Source organism: Candidatus Micrarchaeia archaeon, assembly GCA_041653315.1.
In the GTDB taxonomy this organism is placed as follows: domain Archaea; phylum Micrarchaeota; class Micrarchaeia; order Anstonellales; family JAHKLY01; genus JAHKLY01.
The window spans coordinates 30,039-45,660 of sequence record JBAZFO010000005.1 but is presented as its reverse complement, the minus strand read 5'-3'; the positions used below and the strand labels follow the sequence as shown (position 1 = coordinate 45,660).

Annotated in this window: 35 protein-coding genes; 33 read left to right on the top strand and 2 right to left on the bottom strand. The window is 39.9% G+C overall.

Translation table 11 applies throughout. From position 1 onward, the window contains the following. Window positions 1-37 precede the first annotated feature (37 nt). Window positions 38-367 (bottom strand): hypothetical protein, encoded by a 330-nt coding sequence (locus WC356_02195; GenBank protein ID MFA5381948.1) that lies wholly within the window; start codon window positions 365-367, stop codon window positions 38-40. A 31-nt stretch (window positions 368-398) separates the two neighbouring features. On the opposite strand from WC356_02195, the gene WC356_02190 reads away from it, so the two are divergent. The 33 genes from WC356_02190 (at window position 399) to WC356_02030 (ending at window position 13,468) form a co-directional block, all read left to right on the top strand. Beyond that, window positions 399-527: a hypothetical protein gene (locus WC356_02190; GenBank protein ID MFA5381947.1), complete on the top strand. Its 129-nt coding sequence runs from the start codon at window positions 399-401 to the stop codon at window positions 525-527. A 1-nt stretch (window position 528) separates the two neighbouring features. Then, complete coding sequence (locus tag WC356_02185) at window positions 529-936, top strand: transglycosylase SLT domain-containing protein (protein ID MFA5381946.1); 408 nt, start codon at window positions 529-531, stop codon at window positions 934-936. After that, complete coding sequence (locus WC356_02180) at window positions 933-1,133, top strand: hypothetical protein (GenBank protein MFA5381945.1); 201 nt, start codon at window positions 933-935, stop codon at window positions 1,131-1,133. The genes WC356_02185 and WC356_02180 overlap by 4 nt, the downstream gene beginning before the upstream one ends. 1 nt (window position 1,134) lies before the next feature. Next, window positions 1,135-1,401, top strand: a complete 267-nt coding sequence (locus WC356_02175) for a hypothetical protein (GenBank protein ID MFA5381944.1) — start codon at window positions 1,135-1,137, stop codon at window positions 1,399-1,401. A 24-nt stretch (window positions 1,402-1,425) separates the two neighbouring features. Further along, on the top strand, window positions 1,426-1,656 hold the full coding sequence (locus WC356_02170) for a helix-turn-helix domain-containing protein (GenBank protein ID MFA5381943.1): 231 nt from the start codon (window positions 1,426-1,428) through the stop codon (window positions 1,654-1,656). 174 nt (window positions 1,657-1,830) lie between these two features. After that, on the top strand, window positions 1,831-2,118 hold the full coding sequence (locus WC356_02165; protein MFA5381942.1) for a hypothetical protein: 288 nt from the start codon (window positions 1,831-1,833) through the stop codon (window positions 2,116-2,118). A gap of 191 nt (window positions 2,119-2,309) precedes the next feature. Further along, entirely contained in the window at window positions 2,310-2,477 is a 168-nt protein-coding gene (locus WC356_02160) for a hypothetical protein (GenBank protein ID MFA5381941.1), read from the top strand. 15 nt (window positions 2,478-2,492) lie between these two features. After that, entirely contained in the window at window positions 2,493-3,002 is a 510-nt protein-coding gene (locus WC356_02155) for a hypothetical protein (GenBank protein MFA5381940.1), read from the top strand. Between the two features lie 2 nt (window positions 3,003-3,004). Then, a complete protein-coding gene (locus tag WC356_02150; protein MFA5381939.1) occupies window positions 3,005-3,472 on the top strand; it encodes a hypothetical protein in 468 nt (155 codons plus the stop codon). A 160-nt stretch (window positions 3,473-3,632) separates the two neighbouring features. Further along, window positions 3,633-4,103: a hypothetical protein gene (locus WC356_02145; protein MFA5381938.1), complete on the top strand. Its 471-nt coding sequence runs from the start codon at window positions 3,633-3,635 to the stop codon at window positions 4,101-4,103. Window positions 4,104-4,139: 36 nt separating this feature from the next. Next, window positions 4,140-4,451: a hypothetical protein gene (locus tag WC356_02140; GenBank protein MFA5381937.1), complete on the top strand. Its 312-nt coding sequence runs from the start codon at window positions 4,140-4,142 to the stop codon at window positions 4,449-4,451. Between the two features lie 13 nt (window positions 4,452-4,464). Beyond that, on the top strand, window positions 4,465-4,686 hold the full coding sequence (locus WC356_02135) for a hypothetical protein (GenBank protein MFA5381936.1): 222 nt from the start codon (window positions 4,465-4,467) through the stop codon (window positions 4,684-4,686). Then, window positions 4,683-5,480 (top strand): site-specific DNA-methyltransferase, encoded by a 798-nt coding sequence (locus tag WC356_02130; GenBank protein MFA5381935.1) that lies wholly within the window; start codon window positions 4,683-4,685, stop codon window positions 5,478-5,480. Before WC356_02135 ends, WC356_02130 begins: the two co-directional genes overlap by 4 nt. A 139-nt stretch (window positions 5,481-5,619) precedes the next feature. Then, complete coding sequence (locus tag WC356_02125; protein MFA5381934.1) at window positions 5,620-5,769, top strand: hypothetical protein; 150 nt, start codon at window positions 5,620-5,622, stop codon at window positions 5,767-5,769. Between the two features lie 108 nt (window positions 5,770-5,877). Further along, window positions 5,878-6,411 (top strand): hypothetical protein, encoded by a 534-nt coding sequence (locus WC356_02120; protein MFA5381933.1) that lies wholly within the window; start codon window positions 5,878-5,880, stop codon window positions 6,409-6,411. Between the two features lie 14 nt (window positions 6,412-6,425). Next, entirely contained in the window at window positions 6,426-6,668 is a 243-nt protein-coding gene (locus WC356_02115) for a hypothetical protein (protein ID MFA5381932.1), read from the top strand. After that, on the top strand, window positions 6,668-6,958 hold the full coding sequence (locus WC356_02110) for a hypothetical protein (GenBank protein MFA5381931.1): 291 nt from the start codon (window positions 6,668-6,670) through the stop codon (window positions 6,956-6,958). Before WC356_02115 ends, WC356_02110 begins: the two co-directional genes overlap by 1 nt. A 130-nt stretch (window positions 6,959-7,088) precedes the next feature. Beyond that, window positions 7,089-7,250, top strand: a complete 162-nt coding sequence (locus WC356_02105; protein MFA5381930.1) for a hypothetical protein — start codon at window positions 7,089-7,091, stop codon at window positions 7,248-7,250. 228 nt (window positions 7,251-7,478) lie between these two features. Next, window positions 7,479-7,664, top strand: coding sequence for a hypothetical protein (locus tag WC356_02100; GenBank protein MFA5381929.1), 186 nt, complete (start codon window positions 7,479-7,481; stop codon window positions 7,662-7,664). Between the two features lie 83 nt (window positions 7,665-7,747). Continuing rightward, window positions 7,748-8,203, top strand: coding sequence for a hypothetical protein (locus WC356_02095; protein ID MFA5381928.1), 456 nt, complete (start codon window positions 7,748-7,750; stop codon window positions 8,201-8,203). 68 nt (window positions 8,204-8,271) lie between these two features. Further along, window positions 8,272-9,123: an MmcB family DNA repair protein gene (locus WC356_02090; GenBank protein ID MFA5381927.1), complete on the top strand. Its 852-nt coding sequence runs from the start codon at window positions 8,272-8,274 to the stop codon at window positions 9,121-9,123. Between the two features lie 86 nt (window positions 9,124-9,209). Beyond that, window positions 9,210-9,455: a hypothetical protein gene (locus WC356_02085; protein ID MFA5381926.1), complete on the top strand. Its 246-nt coding sequence runs from the start codon at window positions 9,210-9,212 to the stop codon at window positions 9,453-9,455. A gap of 94 nt (window positions 9,456-9,549) precedes the next feature. Next, window positions 9,550-9,990 (top strand): Gp49 family protein, encoded by a 441-nt coding sequence (locus tag WC356_02080; protein MFA5381925.1) that lies wholly within the window; start codon window positions 9,550-9,552, stop codon window positions 9,988-9,990. A gap of 158 nt (window positions 9,991-10,148) precedes the next feature. Further along, window positions 10,149-10,433, top strand: coding sequence for a hypothetical protein (locus tag WC356_02075; protein MFA5381924.1), 285 nt, complete (start codon window positions 10,149-10,151; stop codon window positions 10,431-10,433). Between the two features lie 15 nt (window positions 10,434-10,448). After that, window positions 10,449-10,631: a hypothetical protein gene (locus WC356_02070; GenBank protein ID MFA5381923.1), complete on the top strand. Its 183-nt coding sequence runs from the start codon at window positions 10,449-10,451 to the stop codon at window positions 10,629-10,631. Next, window positions 10,628-10,834, top strand: coding sequence for a hypothetical protein (locus WC356_02065; protein MFA5381922.1), 207 nt, complete (start codon window positions 10,628-10,630; stop codon window positions 10,832-10,834). The genes WC356_02070 and WC356_02065 overlap by 4 nt, the downstream gene beginning before the upstream one ends. After that, a complete protein-coding gene (locus tag WC356_02060; protein MFA5381921.1) occupies window positions 10,831-11,097 on the top strand; it encodes a hypothetical protein in 267 nt (88 codons plus the stop codon). The genes WC356_02065 and WC356_02060 overlap by 4 nt, the downstream gene beginning before the upstream one ends. A gap of 64 nt (window positions 11,098-11,161) precedes the next feature. Further along, window positions 11,162-11,803: a hypothetical protein gene (locus WC356_02055; GenBank protein MFA5381920.1), complete on the top strand. Its 642-nt coding sequence runs from the start codon at window positions 11,162-11,164 to the stop codon at window positions 11,801-11,803. 14 nt (window positions 11,804-11,817) lie between these two features. Then, on the top strand, window positions 11,818-12,054 hold the full coding sequence (locus tag WC356_02050; protein MFA5381919.1) for a hypothetical protein: 237 nt from the start codon (window positions 11,818-11,820) through the stop codon (window positions 12,052-12,054). A gap of 1 nt (window position 12,055) precedes the next feature. Beyond that, the gene (locus tag WC356_02045; protein MFA5381918.1) at window positions 12,056-12,208 is read left to right on the top strand and encodes a hypothetical protein; all 153 of its coding nucleotides are present in this window, start codon (window positions 12,056-12,058) and stop codon (window positions 12,206-12,208) included. A 16-nt stretch (window positions 12,209-12,224) separates the two neighbouring features. Beyond that, on the top strand, window positions 12,225-12,410 hold the full coding sequence (locus WC356_02040; protein ID MFA5381917.1) for a hypothetical protein: 186 nt from the start codon (window positions 12,225-12,227) through the stop codon (window positions 12,408-12,410). A 93-nt stretch (window positions 12,411-12,503) separates the two neighbouring features. After that, complete coding sequence (locus WC356_02035; protein ID MFA5381916.1) at window positions 12,504-13,199, top strand: hypothetical protein; 696 nt, start codon at window positions 12,504-12,506, stop codon at window positions 13,197-13,199. Window positions 13,200-13,225: 26 nt separating this feature from the next. Then, window positions 13,226-13,468, top strand: coding sequence for a hypothetical protein (locus tag WC356_02030; protein ID MFA5381915.1), 243 nt, complete (start codon window positions 13,226-13,228; stop codon window positions 13,466-13,468). Window positions 13,469-13,880: 412 nt separating this feature from the next. On the opposite strand, the gene WC356_02025 is transcribed toward WC356_02030, so the two are convergent. Next, entirely contained in the window at window positions 13,881-15,599 is a 1,719-nt protein-coding gene (locus WC356_02025) for a hypothetical protein (GenBank protein ID MFA5381914.1), read from the bottom strand. Between the last annotated feature and the right edge of the window lie 23 nt (window positions 15,600-15,622).

Below are 15,622 nucleotides of genomic sequence, written 5' to 3'. Positions count from 1 at the left end.
AAAAAGTATTCAAGGGGTTTCGGTATGGAAACAGTAATTAAATCTGGCTCTGGCGATGGCTCTGGCTCTGGCGATGGCTATGGCGATGGCTATGGCTATGGCTATGGCTATGGCTCTGGCTATGGCTATGGCTATGGCGATGGCTATGGCTATAGCGATGGCTATGGCTCTGGCGATGGCTCTGGCGATGGCGATGGCTATGGCTCTGGCTCTGGCTCTGGCTCTGGCGATGGCTCTGGCGATGGCGATGGCTATGGCTCTGGCGATGGCTCTGGCGATGGCGATGGCTATGGCTCTGGCTATGGCTCTGGCGATGGCTAATTAACAAGATAATTGCTCTTTGAAATAAATCTTTCTCCCCCTCCAAACTGGGCGGCGAATGGTGTCCCGTATGCTTTGTGCCATTAAATATGGAATACGACCGCCACGAAGAAAGTTATCACGGGACTTGTCCTAAATGCAAAAAAGTTTTTAGTCGTGTTAAAGCAGAAACAGTAGTCCAAGATGTTGACGAAAGCAGGTGGTAAAATGCGATTAGCACTTATTACAGCCACGATAATTTTGGGAGTGTCAATGGCAGGGCAGGCCAAAGATAATGGCAAGGCGGTCAACGTAGAGCGATTATTGGACGCTATTGCACAGGTTGAGAGTGGAAGCCGAGCTGATGCAGTAGGCGATTCGGGAAATGCGGTAGGAATTTTGCAAATTTGGCCGATAATGGTCAAAGACGTAAATCGTATCAGCGGTAAAGATTTCACCCTGAAAGACCGATGCAACAAACAAAAGTCTTATGAGATGTGCCGTATCTACCTAAATCACTATTGCAAAGGAATGAGCGATTTCAACAAATCTCGCTGTTGGAATGGCGGCTGTTATGGCCACAAGAAAAAAGCTACAATTCCGTATGCAAAAAAAGTTATGAAAGCAATGAAATGAGCAAAAAACCAATAGAAAAATACCGTCTTGTAATAGATTTTGTGAGGGTTGAAAGAGATAAGGGGTCAACGACCAAATCGTTGCATAGTTATATGTCTTTTTTTAATAATAGTAATAATATCGAAGAGATAAAGGCCGAAGCGTTGGCCGGTCTTGACAGGGTATTTGAAACAATTAAAAAGAAAGTAGGGTTGTGAGATGAACAGGTTTGTGAAATGGCTAACAATAAAACATAGAGCATACAAACTCGGCGTTGAGATTACTAATGGCGATAGCCCTATTCCAGTATATCATTTGTTGCCTAAAGACGATAAGCATTTATGGCGTAGCCTTGTCAGACTTAAAAGGCTTGCCGATGGTTGCAAGGCTTTTCGTCAAAGAAAGGATGTACCTTTATATTTATATAGTGGAACAGAACAAGAAGGGACTTGGTATCTGGAATGGTGCGGTTGTATTAGAAAATAAATACTAATCCCAAAGGAGTGAACAATGAAAACCGAAGATAAAATCCTTGACTATCTTTTGCGTGGAAACAGCTTGACTACTCTTGAATGCCAAAAACTATTCCATACAAGCGAATTGCGCCACTACATCAGCCGAATATCAAAGCGTGGTTATGCTACAACCGGCAAATGGATTAAGATTCAGACAGGCAGTATTTTTGGCTATGGCGGCAATGAGGTCAAAGTAAAAAGATATAGCATTGCAAATAATTTTTAAAATAATTCTTATTTTTCTATTGACAAAATTAAAATAATTGGTATTGTATTTGAAGCGTTGATAATTGACAAAAAAATAATCCTTAACAAACACGGCGGCAGGGATATTCTTTTTGCCCACCAAAACGATTATCAACGCTAAAACCTGCCGCTACTTTTAAAAGGAAGTGAATAAATGAAAAACAAATGGCCCGAAAAGTTAGAAATAACAGAAGATGAGGAGATTATTGGTTTGGGTAGTATATTTAAATGGTCAGAATCTTCTCACTGTTTTATGGAAGAGATTATTGCCCGCTGGAACTCCTACGATTCAGACCAGAAGAAGATTAAGGATTTGGTAGGGGCGTTAAAGTCCGCTCTGCCATATATGCAACATTTTGCTGCGAGGGATAACGTTGGCGGGGTTTGTGAATCACTTGGACTTTTAAATTCCGCTATCGCCGCAGCCGAGAAACCAGAATAAAAATTAACGGAGAAAAAAATGATAATTCTGAAAATACTTATAAGATTGTTGATATGGCCTATTTCACTGGTTGGTACTTTAGTGTTTGGCTTAATAAAAATGATAAATTGGGCAATAAACAACGAAAACGAAATTGATGATGATAAGTTATTTCGTAATTTTGTGAGATTATTAACCCTGCGGGGTTCAAAATGACCGACTTTGACGATGATAGCGGCTGGCTTGTGAATGAGCCTGTAAATCCCTTTGCTCTTGATAAAGACGAAACCGGCGAAGAGGTAGGATATAAAAAAGTACACGCACAACTTTGTGATGTAGTTGAAAAGTTTCATAATTTTGTAATAAATAAATCCGAATAAAAAAAGGAAAGAAAAATGACAGACATAGCAGGGCTATTAGAAAATGATACCGGCAAAACTTTTATGTGTGATGTCAAAGCTACTGTAAAAAAGCCAAAGAGCAAACTACAAACTGGCGGTGAATGGACGCAGGAATGCGTATTATCTGATTTATCGGGTGATATTCAGGCAGAGGTATTATTGCAAGGGCTAAGCCTTGAACGTGGTAATCATATAAGAATTATCTCCGGCCAGATACAAAATGGCGCATCAGGGGTAAAATTGTTTGTTATTGGCTATGTGCCAGAAACAATAACCGAGCCAGAGCCATATCAGCCAAAAGAACAGCATTATTCACAGGAAGAGATTGAACAAAATGGAAAGCCGGATTGGGATAAAATAGCTAAGGGTAAGACAAGATGTAATATAATTTGTGCGATGATAGCTTCAGGTAAATACGATGAATTGGTAGAAAATATAGAGATACCAGATAATTTTAAGCCAAAAATCAACCAACTAATTAACTATATTTTTGAAGGGAAGTAGCAATGAATGTAAATGATTTAAAGAAAAGTAAGTTTCTGACCAAGAATGATGTTGAACCTGCAATACTGGTTACAATCGAATCTTGCGAGGAAGTTAATGTCGCCAAAGAAGGCGCAGAGCCAGAATACAGGTGGGCTATGCACTTCAAGGATATGGACAAGCCGTTAATCCTTAATTCTACAAACGGCCAGATAATTGCGGCAATTACAGGTAGTAATGAGGACTCTGGCTGGATAGGCAAAAAAATTGTGCTTTATAATGAGCCTACAATTTCCTTTGGCGGCAAAATTACAGGCGGTATCAGAGTTCGTGCGCCGAGAAATGTAGTACCGGCCAAGCCTACGCCGCCGCAAGCAAGAGGCTTAAATCCGAACGGAACAAAATTACCGGCCAATTTCAATCCTAACACTGATGCGCCAGATGAAATGCCACCAGCACAAGAGCCGGACAATAGCGGTATTCCTTTTTGAATTGATTTGACTGGTGCAGACCCCAAAAAATGGGGCGCAAAGAATAAACCAGCAAAGCAAGGTTAGGGACTTACCAGCGGCCACCGCTTTGTAGCGATGAAGTATATTGCGGGTACATCGAATCCCGCCCGCTGGACGGAATTATAACAGAGATTAGTTTATGAACAGTATAAAGATATATGGGGTAATAGCGAATGGCGAGTTTCAGGCAACCCCTGAACAGCAACGGATAGAAACCCATTATCTTCAATCATTCAAGGACGGAACTCTTGTTGAACGGATTGTAAAAAAGTATAGCCAGCCCAAGACGCAACAGCAACTTGGCGCATATTTTGGGCTGGCTCTTACTATGATTGTAGCTGAATTTAACGACAGAGGCTACGATACTTCATATTTATTGAGAATTGATACACCGACCGGAATAGGCATTACCAAATACCTATTGAAAGATTATCTGTATTCTGTCTGCCCTATTTACAATGACAATGGCGAGAGAATTACACTGGCCAAAGCCAGTATTGAACAGACTGCAAAGCATTTTGACGATGTACGTTCGTTTTGTGCCAGCCAATGGGGAATTGTAATTCCCGACCCAGACAAAAATTTCCGCAATAACAAGGAAAAGCAATAATGTTTAATTCTGAATCAGACGCTAACCGATATACCAATGATGAGATTGCCGGTTTTAATCTGCAAAGATATAAGAAAAATTTGCGCAAGAGGCAAGCAGATATTAGAGAAAGTGAGCAAGAGGTGGACAATGGCGAATGAAGCTAAAATGTTGACAATCGAGCGCGATATTCAGATATGGCTTAAAAAGCACGGCAAAACTGAAAACTGCGCAGCTTGTCGTCCTAATGTTGATATGGGCAATCAAAAATTATGTCTCGGCCACGAAGTCGAATCTCTTTACGCTGATTATGTTAAGGCCAAAGACAAGGTTGTTAAAGCGTATTTCAGCTTGATTTCAGATTTATAACGAAAGCCTTAAAATGAAAAAGCCAACCTCTAAGCAAATTGAAACAATAGACCGAGCATTGTCGCAGCCTACTGTCCTTACCGATGAACAGGCTAAACGAATTTTGGCCAACATTGCCAAAGCAACGCCCAAAAACACTATGCAGAAAATATATCGCAGCAGCGAACAGGAAGCCCGATTGCAGGGCGTAGCAACGGCAAGGCTGTGCCAAGAGGCAAGAGAGGCTATGGAATGAACTTACCTATGAATCAAATCATCTGCGGCGACTGCCTTGAAGTTATGCGGGAATTGCCGGATAAGTGCATAGATTTGGTACTGACAGATTTACCTTACGGCCAAACATCTTGCTCTTGGGATAAAAGGATTGACACAATTAAATTGTGGGAAGTTTTTAATAGAATTATAAAAGACAATGGAGTTATAGTTTTAACTGCCATACAACCTTTTGCCACCGAACTGATACAAAATAATCTCGCCAATTTCAAATATGACTTAATTTGGAACAAAGGCAATACGTCTGGTTTTCTTGACGCAAAATTAAAACCATTGCGAAAACACGAAATAGTATTGATTTTTAGCAAATCTACTAATGGCAATTATACCTATAACCCGCTTATGCGCAAAGGTATTATGCGGGCAAAGGGCAATAATATGAGTTATAAAACTGATACTGTATATGGCAAAAAACATCCGGTAAAAACCATAAATGATACTTATTACCCTACGAGTATTTTAGATTTTGGAACAGTGTATAGAAATGATTATGAACACCCAACCCAAAAACCAATAGAACTATCTATGTGGCTTGTGAAAACTTATTCTAATGTAAACGAATTAGTTTTAGATTGCTGTTGTGGTTCTGGTTCATTTTGCGTTGCCGCTAAAATGCTTGGCAGACGCTATATAGGCATTGATATATCAGAAGATTATTGCAAGATTGCAAGAGAACGACTTGAAGCAGTAGATACCGGCGTTCCTGTTAAAGAACAACGAAAAGGCCAGCTTCCTTTATTTGCAGGTGATAAATGACTTGTCCTCGTTGCAATACTTATATGTCCGACAAGGCTGAATACTGCGTTAAATGCGGCTATAAAAAAGGCGAAACAATGACAGTAAGAGATGTGAAAGACTTTTTTAACGGATTTGAGAAAATTAAGAAAGTGAAGTCTTGATTGAATTTTCGGCCAAAGGCACAAGGTTTATTTCAGGCAAGAAAAATAAGCCAGAGTTTGAGTTTAGATTCGTGAACGAAAATAATGTGGAACAAACAGAGCAGGAACTAAAGCAAATGGGAATTGAATTGGAGTTAAAAAAATGAACTGGCAATCTCTTGTCGTGTGGCTGATAATGGCTTTGTTTTTTATAGCATCAATCTGGTACGCTTGCAGGAAAAGTTGAATTAAATTCAGAAAAAGGGCTTATTAAGATGACTGACCAAGATAGATTAAATAGAGAGACAGAAGAAATTTCGGTATTGCAAATCTGGAATGAACAGGCTAAAATAGGCAAATATAAACCTCATAGGTCATTGCTTCCAGATGCGCAGCAGGCCATAAGAAAAATAATTAAAGAGGGATATGACTATGAAGCTATCAAAAGTGCTATTAGGAATCTTGCTTTTGTTTTGTCCGACGCCCGATTTTACTTCAAATACAATCAATGGACGCTCGCGCAGTTTTTATCCAGAGGCTCAAAAGACGACAAGGGCAAGCGGTGGCTCTGGTTTCATCCTGAATACTTTAGCGAAGAAAAATGGTGGACTAAGCAGGTTAGAGAGCAAGCAACCTTAAATCGAGAACGGGCTTACGCCAAAGAAAAACAGCAAAATTTAAAGCCAATTATGGGCTTGCCGAGAGTAGGTTTTAGAGATGTGCCTCCGGCCATTGATATTAAAGGACAGGAATTAAGAAGAATTAAAATGCGTAAAGATTTTGAAGCAAAAACAGGCATAAGGATATAGAAAGGAATAGAATAATGACTGCGAAAGAAAAAATAATAGAACAAAATAAGATAACCAATGCGGTTGATGATTTTGCTGATGAAATGAAAAATCGTATGCTTGCCAAATACGATGAGGGCAAGCGGGATTGGGACTCTTGCGATAATGCTTGTTCAGAAGATTGCTTTAAGCGTAAATTACAAAGGAATGTTGAAGAAAAAGATTGGGTTGACGTTGCTAATTTTTCAATGATATTGCATAATGCGGAGAAAAAATAATGAATGATAATACAAGAACAGCTTTTAATGAAATCACAAACACTTTAGTATCGGCAGATAGTGAGGCAACAAGGTGTCCATATTGGATTATTATAGACCCACACCAAATGTTTTGCTGTGATGTTCACGATGTTGCAAGTATGATAACCGGAGTGTTTTTCTCCCGTAAGGATGCGCAGGATTTCTTAGATACTACTCGTTATAATTTCTCTAAACACGCAAGAGTTTATTGTAATAGCGGGCATAACTCTTACAAATATGAATCATTGTGCAAAGCGATAGGTGTTTAATGAAAAAGAGCCTATGTAATTCTTGCTGTAATTGTGATAGAAAGACTTTGATGTGTATTAAATATGAACACTCAAAACTGGATTGTTGTGTTCACGTTTGTCAATTTTATAAGAAAATAGGAAAGAAAAAATGATAGCCACTCTTTGCGAAATTAAAGGTATGATTGCCAATGTTGCGATAGAGAATCCAGAGCATAATCAGGCAATATCAAGACTTGATTTAATAATAGATAAATATGGCTTAATGGCAAGAGTTGATAGTGATATGATAATTAAGATTTTGTATGGCTAAAAAGAAAAAAAAGGATTGATTTACCGCGCCACGGAGGGCGCATTTTTAAAAAGGGAAATTTATGAGACGAATTTTATGTTATTTTGGCCTGCACAGTTGGCATAGATTTTTTAATGTGTATTTTATGAATTACTTTAAAGAGTGTAGGCATTGCAATCATTTGTACGTTATGGATAGTAAGACAACGGGTTGGTTTCAAATTTTACCCAAACTTGATAAGGACAAGAAATGACACCAGACCAAAAACAAAAAGTTATCACAACGCTAAAATGGATGATAACCCAAATGGATTTTCAAAATGCGAACCTTGAAATGTTCGGCGGCGACAGTCCTGAACTAACGGAAGCAAAGGAACTTTTGGCGGAGTTAATATCCGGCCAGAACAGCGGAAATACGAAACAGTTGCCAATTTAAGGTAGCTAAAACGCCTTTGCCCATACCGGACATAGGGCAATGGCAAAATAAGGGCTTAAAATCGATTTAAGGAAGTTTTAGAAATGGCAAAAGTAATGATGGGATTTGAAACAGATAAAAGAATCTGTAAGAAATACGGCAATATCCCCACAACCGCAGAAGTTGGCGGCAAAACCTACAATTTCAGGGCAAAAGCTGAAATAAAACTTGCAAGATATTTGCAGCTATTAAAAATGTGCAATCAAATAAAGGACTGGGAATATGAATCACAGAATTTTGTTTTCAAAGAAGCCGAGGGTAGCTGGCTCATAGATTTTACGGTGCGAAACAATGACGACAGCTTTGAATTTTACGAATACAAAGGCCGTGTTGAGCCTGATACAAAATGGAAACTTTATATGCTCAATAAGATAAATCCAAACGCAAAAGTAACAATGGTTTTTGGAAACACAAAGCAATTGAAGCGGCTTGGCGTTCGTGCTACTGCTTGTTGTAAGAGAGTATGTTTATTATCAGAATTGACCAAAGGAATAATTTAAAATCGCTATCTCCGTGGCGAAGCTGTGGGGGCTGTCTTATTGACCGCCTTACACGGCGAAAGGAAAATATGAAAATCACCGCACAAGACATAAAAGATTTGTTAGCACTAAGGCACAGTCAGGACGTGTTTGTGCCAGAGTGTAAAACAGGTGCATCGTCTAAAGGGTGTGTGAGGATGGATGCTTGGGCGATGAGAAAATCTTGGTCTAATTTTGGTACAGTCGGCTATGAAATCAAGGTAAGTCGTCAAGACTTTATAGGTGATAAAAAATGGACTTCATATTTACAGTATTGCAGTGAATTTTATTTCGTTTGCCCTCCTAAAATTATTATGCCTGACGAAGTGGGGGATATGGCTGGATTGATATGGGTATCCGAAAACGGGACACGTCTTTATACAAAAAAGAAAGCCCCTGTGCGAAGTATAAAGCCGCCAGAAGATGTATATGTTTATATACTTATGTGGAGAGCGAAAATAACAGTGGAATATAATACAAAGGGACGGGTTGATGAATGGCGAGAGTGGTTTGCCGAGAAAGACGAAAAGAAGCGGCTTGGCTATAATGTCTCTAATAAAATCCGACAGCTTGTAGAAAAACGCATTGATAATGTAGAGGACGAAAACCGCAGGCTCAAGAGCGAGAATGAGCATCTTTTAGATGTTAAGAAATTCGCAGCGGACTTAAAGATAAATATATATGGATGGGACGTTGAAAAGAAAATAAAAGAGCAGGTCGAAAAATTAAGCACAGCAATCCCAAAAGAATTTATTAGCAAAATAGAATCGGTCAAAAGTAAGTGTCAAGAGTTGTTAGAGCAAATAGCCAGTAACCAAACTGCGAATGTCGCAGCGGAAAGTAAAAATGCTTATAGCCATAGCAATATCAGCGGTTTTAATAACGGCAATTTTGAAATTTGAAAGCGTAGAAGTAAAACATAGTGTTGAAGTAAAGATAAACGGTAGAAAATTATCAGAGATTTTTAAAAGAAAGGTAGGTTGATTGTATGGCAAGTTTTTTATTGTGGTTTCAGTTGGCAATGATGGCAGTAAGGCTTTTTCAGACCTTGCAGGACGAAAAGAAAACGGCAGAAGAAAAACAAGCCGCAGTTGGTACGGCGGTTGACACTGTTGATAAGGTTTTGCCAAAAGCCAAAGTCAAAGAATCTATGGGCTTGGTATCAGAAGCAGATATGTCAACGTTCAGCGGCGTAATAGGTTGGCTGTCTGGCAAAGTTAAAGAGAATCAATAGCCCTTACTGTGTCGGTAAAGGCGAGCCGCCCGTTCCTCTTCATTCAGCGGGCGGTTTTTTGAGAGTTTAAATAATTTTAGAAAGGTAAAATGTTATGAAGTACATCGGAGTGAAATTAGTTGAAGCGTTTCCCCAAACAAGAGATGAATTTGCCGCCTCAAAGGGTAATGAAATGTCGTCCGCACCAAATGAAGATGGCTACCGTGTTAAGTACGCAGACGGTTATGAATCGTGGTGTCCCAAAGAGCAATTTGAAAAAGCTAATTTATTGATTGGCGAAGATGGCACAAAGATAACTGCCCCAACAGTTGATAGTTTTCTGAAAAACTTTAATACCACTAAACTTGGTAGTAAAACTACCGTTGTTCAGGCCGAACTTGCAAATGGATTTATCATCACAGACTCATCGTCCTGTGTTGACCCTGTAAATTACGATGACAAACTTGGAACTGAAATTTGTCTTAGTAGAATCAAAAACAAGATTTGGGAGCTTTTAGGGTTTCTTCTTCAAACCGCAACTAACGGCGTTAAATAAGCCCTTACTGTGTCGGTAAAGGCGAGCCGCCCTGTACTTTCCGGTCGGGGCGGCATTTTGAAAAGTGAATAACCGGCGGTGTTGTAGCAAATGGGTTATGGAAATAGGCCAGCTAAACAGTATTGCCCGTCGGTTATTTTCTGAGAAAGGAAAATGAAATGCGAGAAATGAAAAAGTGGTGGCTAAGATGGTTTAATTGTGGAGCGTACTGCAAGAAATATGGACACGTGCCCGTAAAGTATGCTTGTGTGGTTAATGTGCTGGAGGGTGGGTGGAACGTTGCAGGGGAAGAACAAGTTTGGGTAGAGAATCATTGCGAGGTATGCGGAAAATATATTGATGTGGGAGAGAAACATTTTTTAAGAGGATTGCGGAGTATGAGTTATAATGGGACAGAGATGTCAGTGTATGGTAGATGTTTAATATCAAGACGTAGGCTGTAATAGGGAAGTGAGAGAATGATAATTATTATATATTTAACAGTGATATTTATGATGCTTACATCTGTATATATTCGTGAGCCAAAACTTAAAAAAGAGTGGCAACGGGAACAACCGAAATTGCTTTTGGTAATCGCCACAACAGTAGACGGGAATGATTATGTTGTTTACAGGGTTGAGAAAGCCGGAGAACAAAAATGAGCTATGACCCTGAAATATGTCCTAAATGTGGCGGTAAATACGACCCATTCAGAGACGATAAATGTCCAACTTGTGGAAAATCTATTGAGGAAATACATACAGAAAAATTTAAGCCTTATTCACAATCAATCAAAAAGGCTGTTAGTAGTCCTAATTTCGATAGAGAAATAGCAAGGTTAAGAAAACAAGGAATTGTAAAATGAGCGAAAGAGTCGAACTTAGGCGGCAGATAGAGATTAGCAGTCCTTGTGTTATAGCAGAAACCAAGCGTTTGTACTATGAAACTACCTGCAAAATGAAAAGGCAGGGCTGCGATGATGACCCTCAATGGACGGAAGCAATAGAAGCGTTGCCAGACACAACTAAAATATGCAATATGAACGTTATGGTGAGGGAGATAATGATTGATGTTGTTAAAAAAGCAAGATGGAACTGTTGGATAAATGGAGAATTAAAAAATGAGTGATAAAGAAACTTGTGATAACTGTGGCGCAACCAATCGAATGTGCAGAAAGTGCATAGATGGGAATATGTGGATAGCGAAAGACGAAGCCTGCCAGAAGCCAGAGCAAGTAAAGAAGATGCACAGAAAAACCTGTGGTCTAATTGGTCAAGATATAAATAATTGTGAGTGTAATAAACCAACCCAGAAGCCAGATGGCAAAACGGAAATAAAATGTGGCTGTGGGGGAAAAATTGAAATAGTTTGGGGTTCAGTTACGGAACATTATAATAAGGGAATAACAATTAGGGCAGAGAGGGAGTGCGTCTTCGTCTGTAAGAAGTGTAATGTAGCTGTCCAAACAAAAATAGACGAACTCTGTCAGGGCGAACCCGAAGCCATTGCCGCTTTTCGTCTTGCTACAAATCAAGACAAGCTCGACGCACAGGCGAAAGAGATTGAGGAATTAAAGGTAGAACTAAAAGACGTAAAGCATATTTTATTTGAATATATAATTGCACCTAACTGTTCTACTTGTTCAAACCAAATGTCTAATCTATGCGATAATGGCATCTTATGTATGGGCAAACTAATGAAAGCTGAATTTATTCGTTACGACCAACACAGATTATACAGGCAGATTACCACCCTCAAAGCCGAAAACGAGACATTGAAAGATAAAATTAAGCGGCTTCAAACTGGTTATTTGAATACGGGCAAAGAAATATGAAAGGCGGCGAGTAAATGAAAAATATCAGCGAGATAGCTAAAATGAAAACACAGTCTTTTGATGTTGATGGTAATCTTGTAATTACCGCTGATGTGCTTGACTTTCTTAAAAAGCAGGAAGTTAAGATTAAAGAGCTTACTACCGAAAATGTGAAACTGAAAAACTTACTAAAAGAACTTGCCGAAGAGGGTTTTATGGAAACAATGGACAGTTGGCAAGACAGAATATCTATTATAATAAAAGGAGCTTGATATGTGTAAAGAATTAGAAGAAGAATTGGAGCGTGGCGATAATGCCGCTAAGGCACTGATTGAACATTTGGAAAATATGGGAGCGGCTCAAGGCGAAATTCCAATAACGACCGATTCGGGTTGCTACATAATAAACATAAGAAAGACACTTTAAGAGGCGAGATGTGAAAATGTTAGCAAGCAAAGAAGTATTAGATTTAGTGTTGCAACTTGAGGCCAAAATCAAAGAACTGCAAGCCGAAAACGTCAAATTACGCCTGATTGTTTTCGGGTACTATGACCAGTTTAAAAACGATATGGGTATTTGCGGGCTTAATACAGAAGCTAAAGAGATATTGAAAGGCGGCAATAAATGAAAAAGCTAAACTGGCCTTTTATCATCGTAGTAATGCTTGATATAGCGGCATTGATAACAATTTTTTGGTTAGTTTTAGGAAAGTGAGAACAGAATGAACACCGAAATTATAACAGACTGGCGTACATTAAACCTGCAATCGCTTGATATTTTACTTTGCTCTGGCAATGGCAAAATGAGCCAGCAAATTCAATGGTTGCAAAGAATGAGGGGTTTTGTTTCTCCTGCGGCAGATATTAGCCACGTTGCCTTTGTGATTACCCTACCGGATATTGTGGCAGAGGTATTGAATACCGCTATTAGCCCGTCAGGAATATATGTTTGCGAAACAACTACGCTCAATAGCTGGGCAGAACCACCAAAAAAGGGATTGCAGGTAAATGATTTTAAGAGATGGCTTGATAATTACAACGGTAGCGTATGGGCAAGGCAGATAAGCAATCGAGCAATCGGTCTGCAATACCATACTGAAATTATGCGGTTTGTTGTCAATCACTTACGAGACCCGCACGCCCAGAAGTATGAGAATGGAATCCCCGGCCTGTATGAACTTACAATGTGTATGTTCGGTTTCAAAAAAGCACTACTCAACACAGCCAAACTTCATTGCACCGAGTGGGACGCAGAGGTAGAACGTGAATTTAAGGTTTTGGGCGGTACGGTTTCCGGTAATCGACTTCCCCCGAATGAGTGGTGGCCAACAGTTTGCAAGAAAAACGGAACTTGCAGGCCGAGCCTTTTAGACCAACAGGCATTAGTTAAAATTGGCGAACCAAAAAGAATTAAATAATTTAAGCCTGCGGGCAAGGAGTTGAAATGAGCGTTTTAACTAACGGAAAAATAGGATATTTCAAAAATGAATATGGCATATTAAAAAGAATGACAGAGAGGGAGTTGTGTTTGTTTATGAGCAGTAATCCAAAGCCTACAGGCGGAGGTCAATGTTTATCTCGTGTAGATGTGATAGCGGGACAAATGAACGCCAGTCTTGATATTCGCGGTTTTTTCAATCTTACCCTTGAACTGCCCAAACTTAATAGCGAGGTAAATAATGGCTAAGAAAAAAACAGAGTTAAGGTTATGCAGTTGTCCGTTTTGCGGTGGGAAAGCAGACATAATATATTTTAGGATTTTTAAGTATATTTATTGCAAAAAGTGTAAAGCGGCAACATCGTTTTATTTGAAACTGGCCTGTGCAATCAAGGCTTGGAACAGGCGGGCAAAATGACCATATACTACACAAAACACGATAACGCCATTATCAAGCCGAAAACTGACAGTGGAGTTTCTTGTAGTATATATACCTAAAACCTCCTACGTTGCCCTATGCCGTTTTTAGGGGTATATCTGGCCGGAAAAGCGGTTAATTCCTTGTGGCGGGGCGTATATGAAGCGGGTTAGGGGCTTTAAACGACAGGCGGTCTACTGTGTTCAGTAGACCGCCTGTCGCAGGAGGAGAGAAGATAATGTATTAACGATTTTTAAGCCAGCCTCTTGCTGGATTGTATGTGCCGTCAATTGGCGTTCCATTAACTATAACCCCTACGTCTTTTTTGATATTTCCGGCAATGATGTTCGGGTCTGTCGGAGCTATTGCTCCGATGTATTCTCCGCCAGCCAAACTCAAATCCATATTTGGTGTATTAAAATCACCGCCCGCCGCATTGATAAGAGGATTAACATTGATACTGTTGCTGTCGTTATCTGGGTATAAGAAGCTCTGTGTAAGCCATTGAGTTCTGACATCGGCCAGTGTGTCTCTTGTTTCACCACCCAAGACAGCAATGCCGCCCGCCGTGCCAAGTCTCCAGTAGCAATTATTATTAAAGTAGTCGTTGCCGTCAGCCGGATTGCCGTCGTCAGTAAATACCACCGCCGAAGTTGAAACAAATATATTTTTTTCGATATAGTTTCTTGCGGTAAATAAGCCGACTTGGTCGCCGTATGTTAAGCAAACACCGACAGGACTGTATCCTGTACAATTTATAATTTTATTGCCAGCGTTTGCAAATATCGAAAATGGATTTGCACCGTAAGCTGTAACGCCATCCATTAAGCAGTTTTTGGCTTTACAAACCACCTGATAATTACCATTTTGATAAAGCCCGCCATTCAAAACCGCTCCGTTTGCCCCATAACCGAGTAATATAGCGTGAGCTGTTGCGTTGACCATATTTACATCGCAATCCTCAATCACAATGGGAATGTCCATCGAGTATTCTTGCCAGTATATTGTCCAATTAACACCAGTTCCGGGTTCATCGTCTGCACTTGACGTGTTGGCAGTCCTGCAAATATAAACCTGCCCATCGTTACTCCGAATGTTTCCCGCCACGTAACTTACGCTGTCAGGCGACCAAGCTGTTGTTGAGCCATACTCAAACCCAACCTGTATTCCGATTTCGGGATTTGCACCAGTAACTATATGGCTGTTATTTTTTAGAAAAATTGCCGCTGGCTTATTATCACAAATTACTCCACCATCGGGCGAGGTTGTATTGCTGTTAGTAATCCTTAGTTTTCCCATCGAAGTATAAGTCGAAAAATCGAACTTAGAACCCGATACGGTTGTACAAGTAATATTAAAATCGTTTATATCTATGTCGCCTACCGTACCTAACCCCGACCACATAGACCCCGCAATGCTTCCTGTTATATTATCTAAGTCGCAAGTGCCAGTATTCCCCGGCACACCGTAAAACTTCACAACATACCTGCCAGCAGGTGAGGCAAGAATCGTGCCGTTTTCTATTTTCAAATTGCCGGTATTGACATCAACAATATCTCGGCCTAAAGATTTAAACGTGCAGTTGATAAGGTTTACGTCTCTTGCAACAGCACCGGTCGCAGCAATGGCCTTTATAAGTTGCTGATTGTCGGCATCATTTATGAAATTACAATCCTCATACTGTGTGGACTTACTACCAGTCAGATATGCGGAATTGTACGAGGCCGTTGCGGATGAATCTAAAGTCATATTTTGAAGAGTTATAAGTCCGGCCAAATCAGTAGTATCACTCGTTATTGGGTAGCCTGTAGTGGGTTTAATTGATACCTTTGTCGAGCCGACAGAGTTGCCGTGAATAGTGAGGTTTTTTGTGCTGGTATTTGCATTGCTTATCGTTACTTGTGCTGCGTGATTGCCATTAGTACCGTAGAGCAATTCAATCGTATCTCCGGTCGCCGACATCGCCAAAGCTTTATTTATTGTTT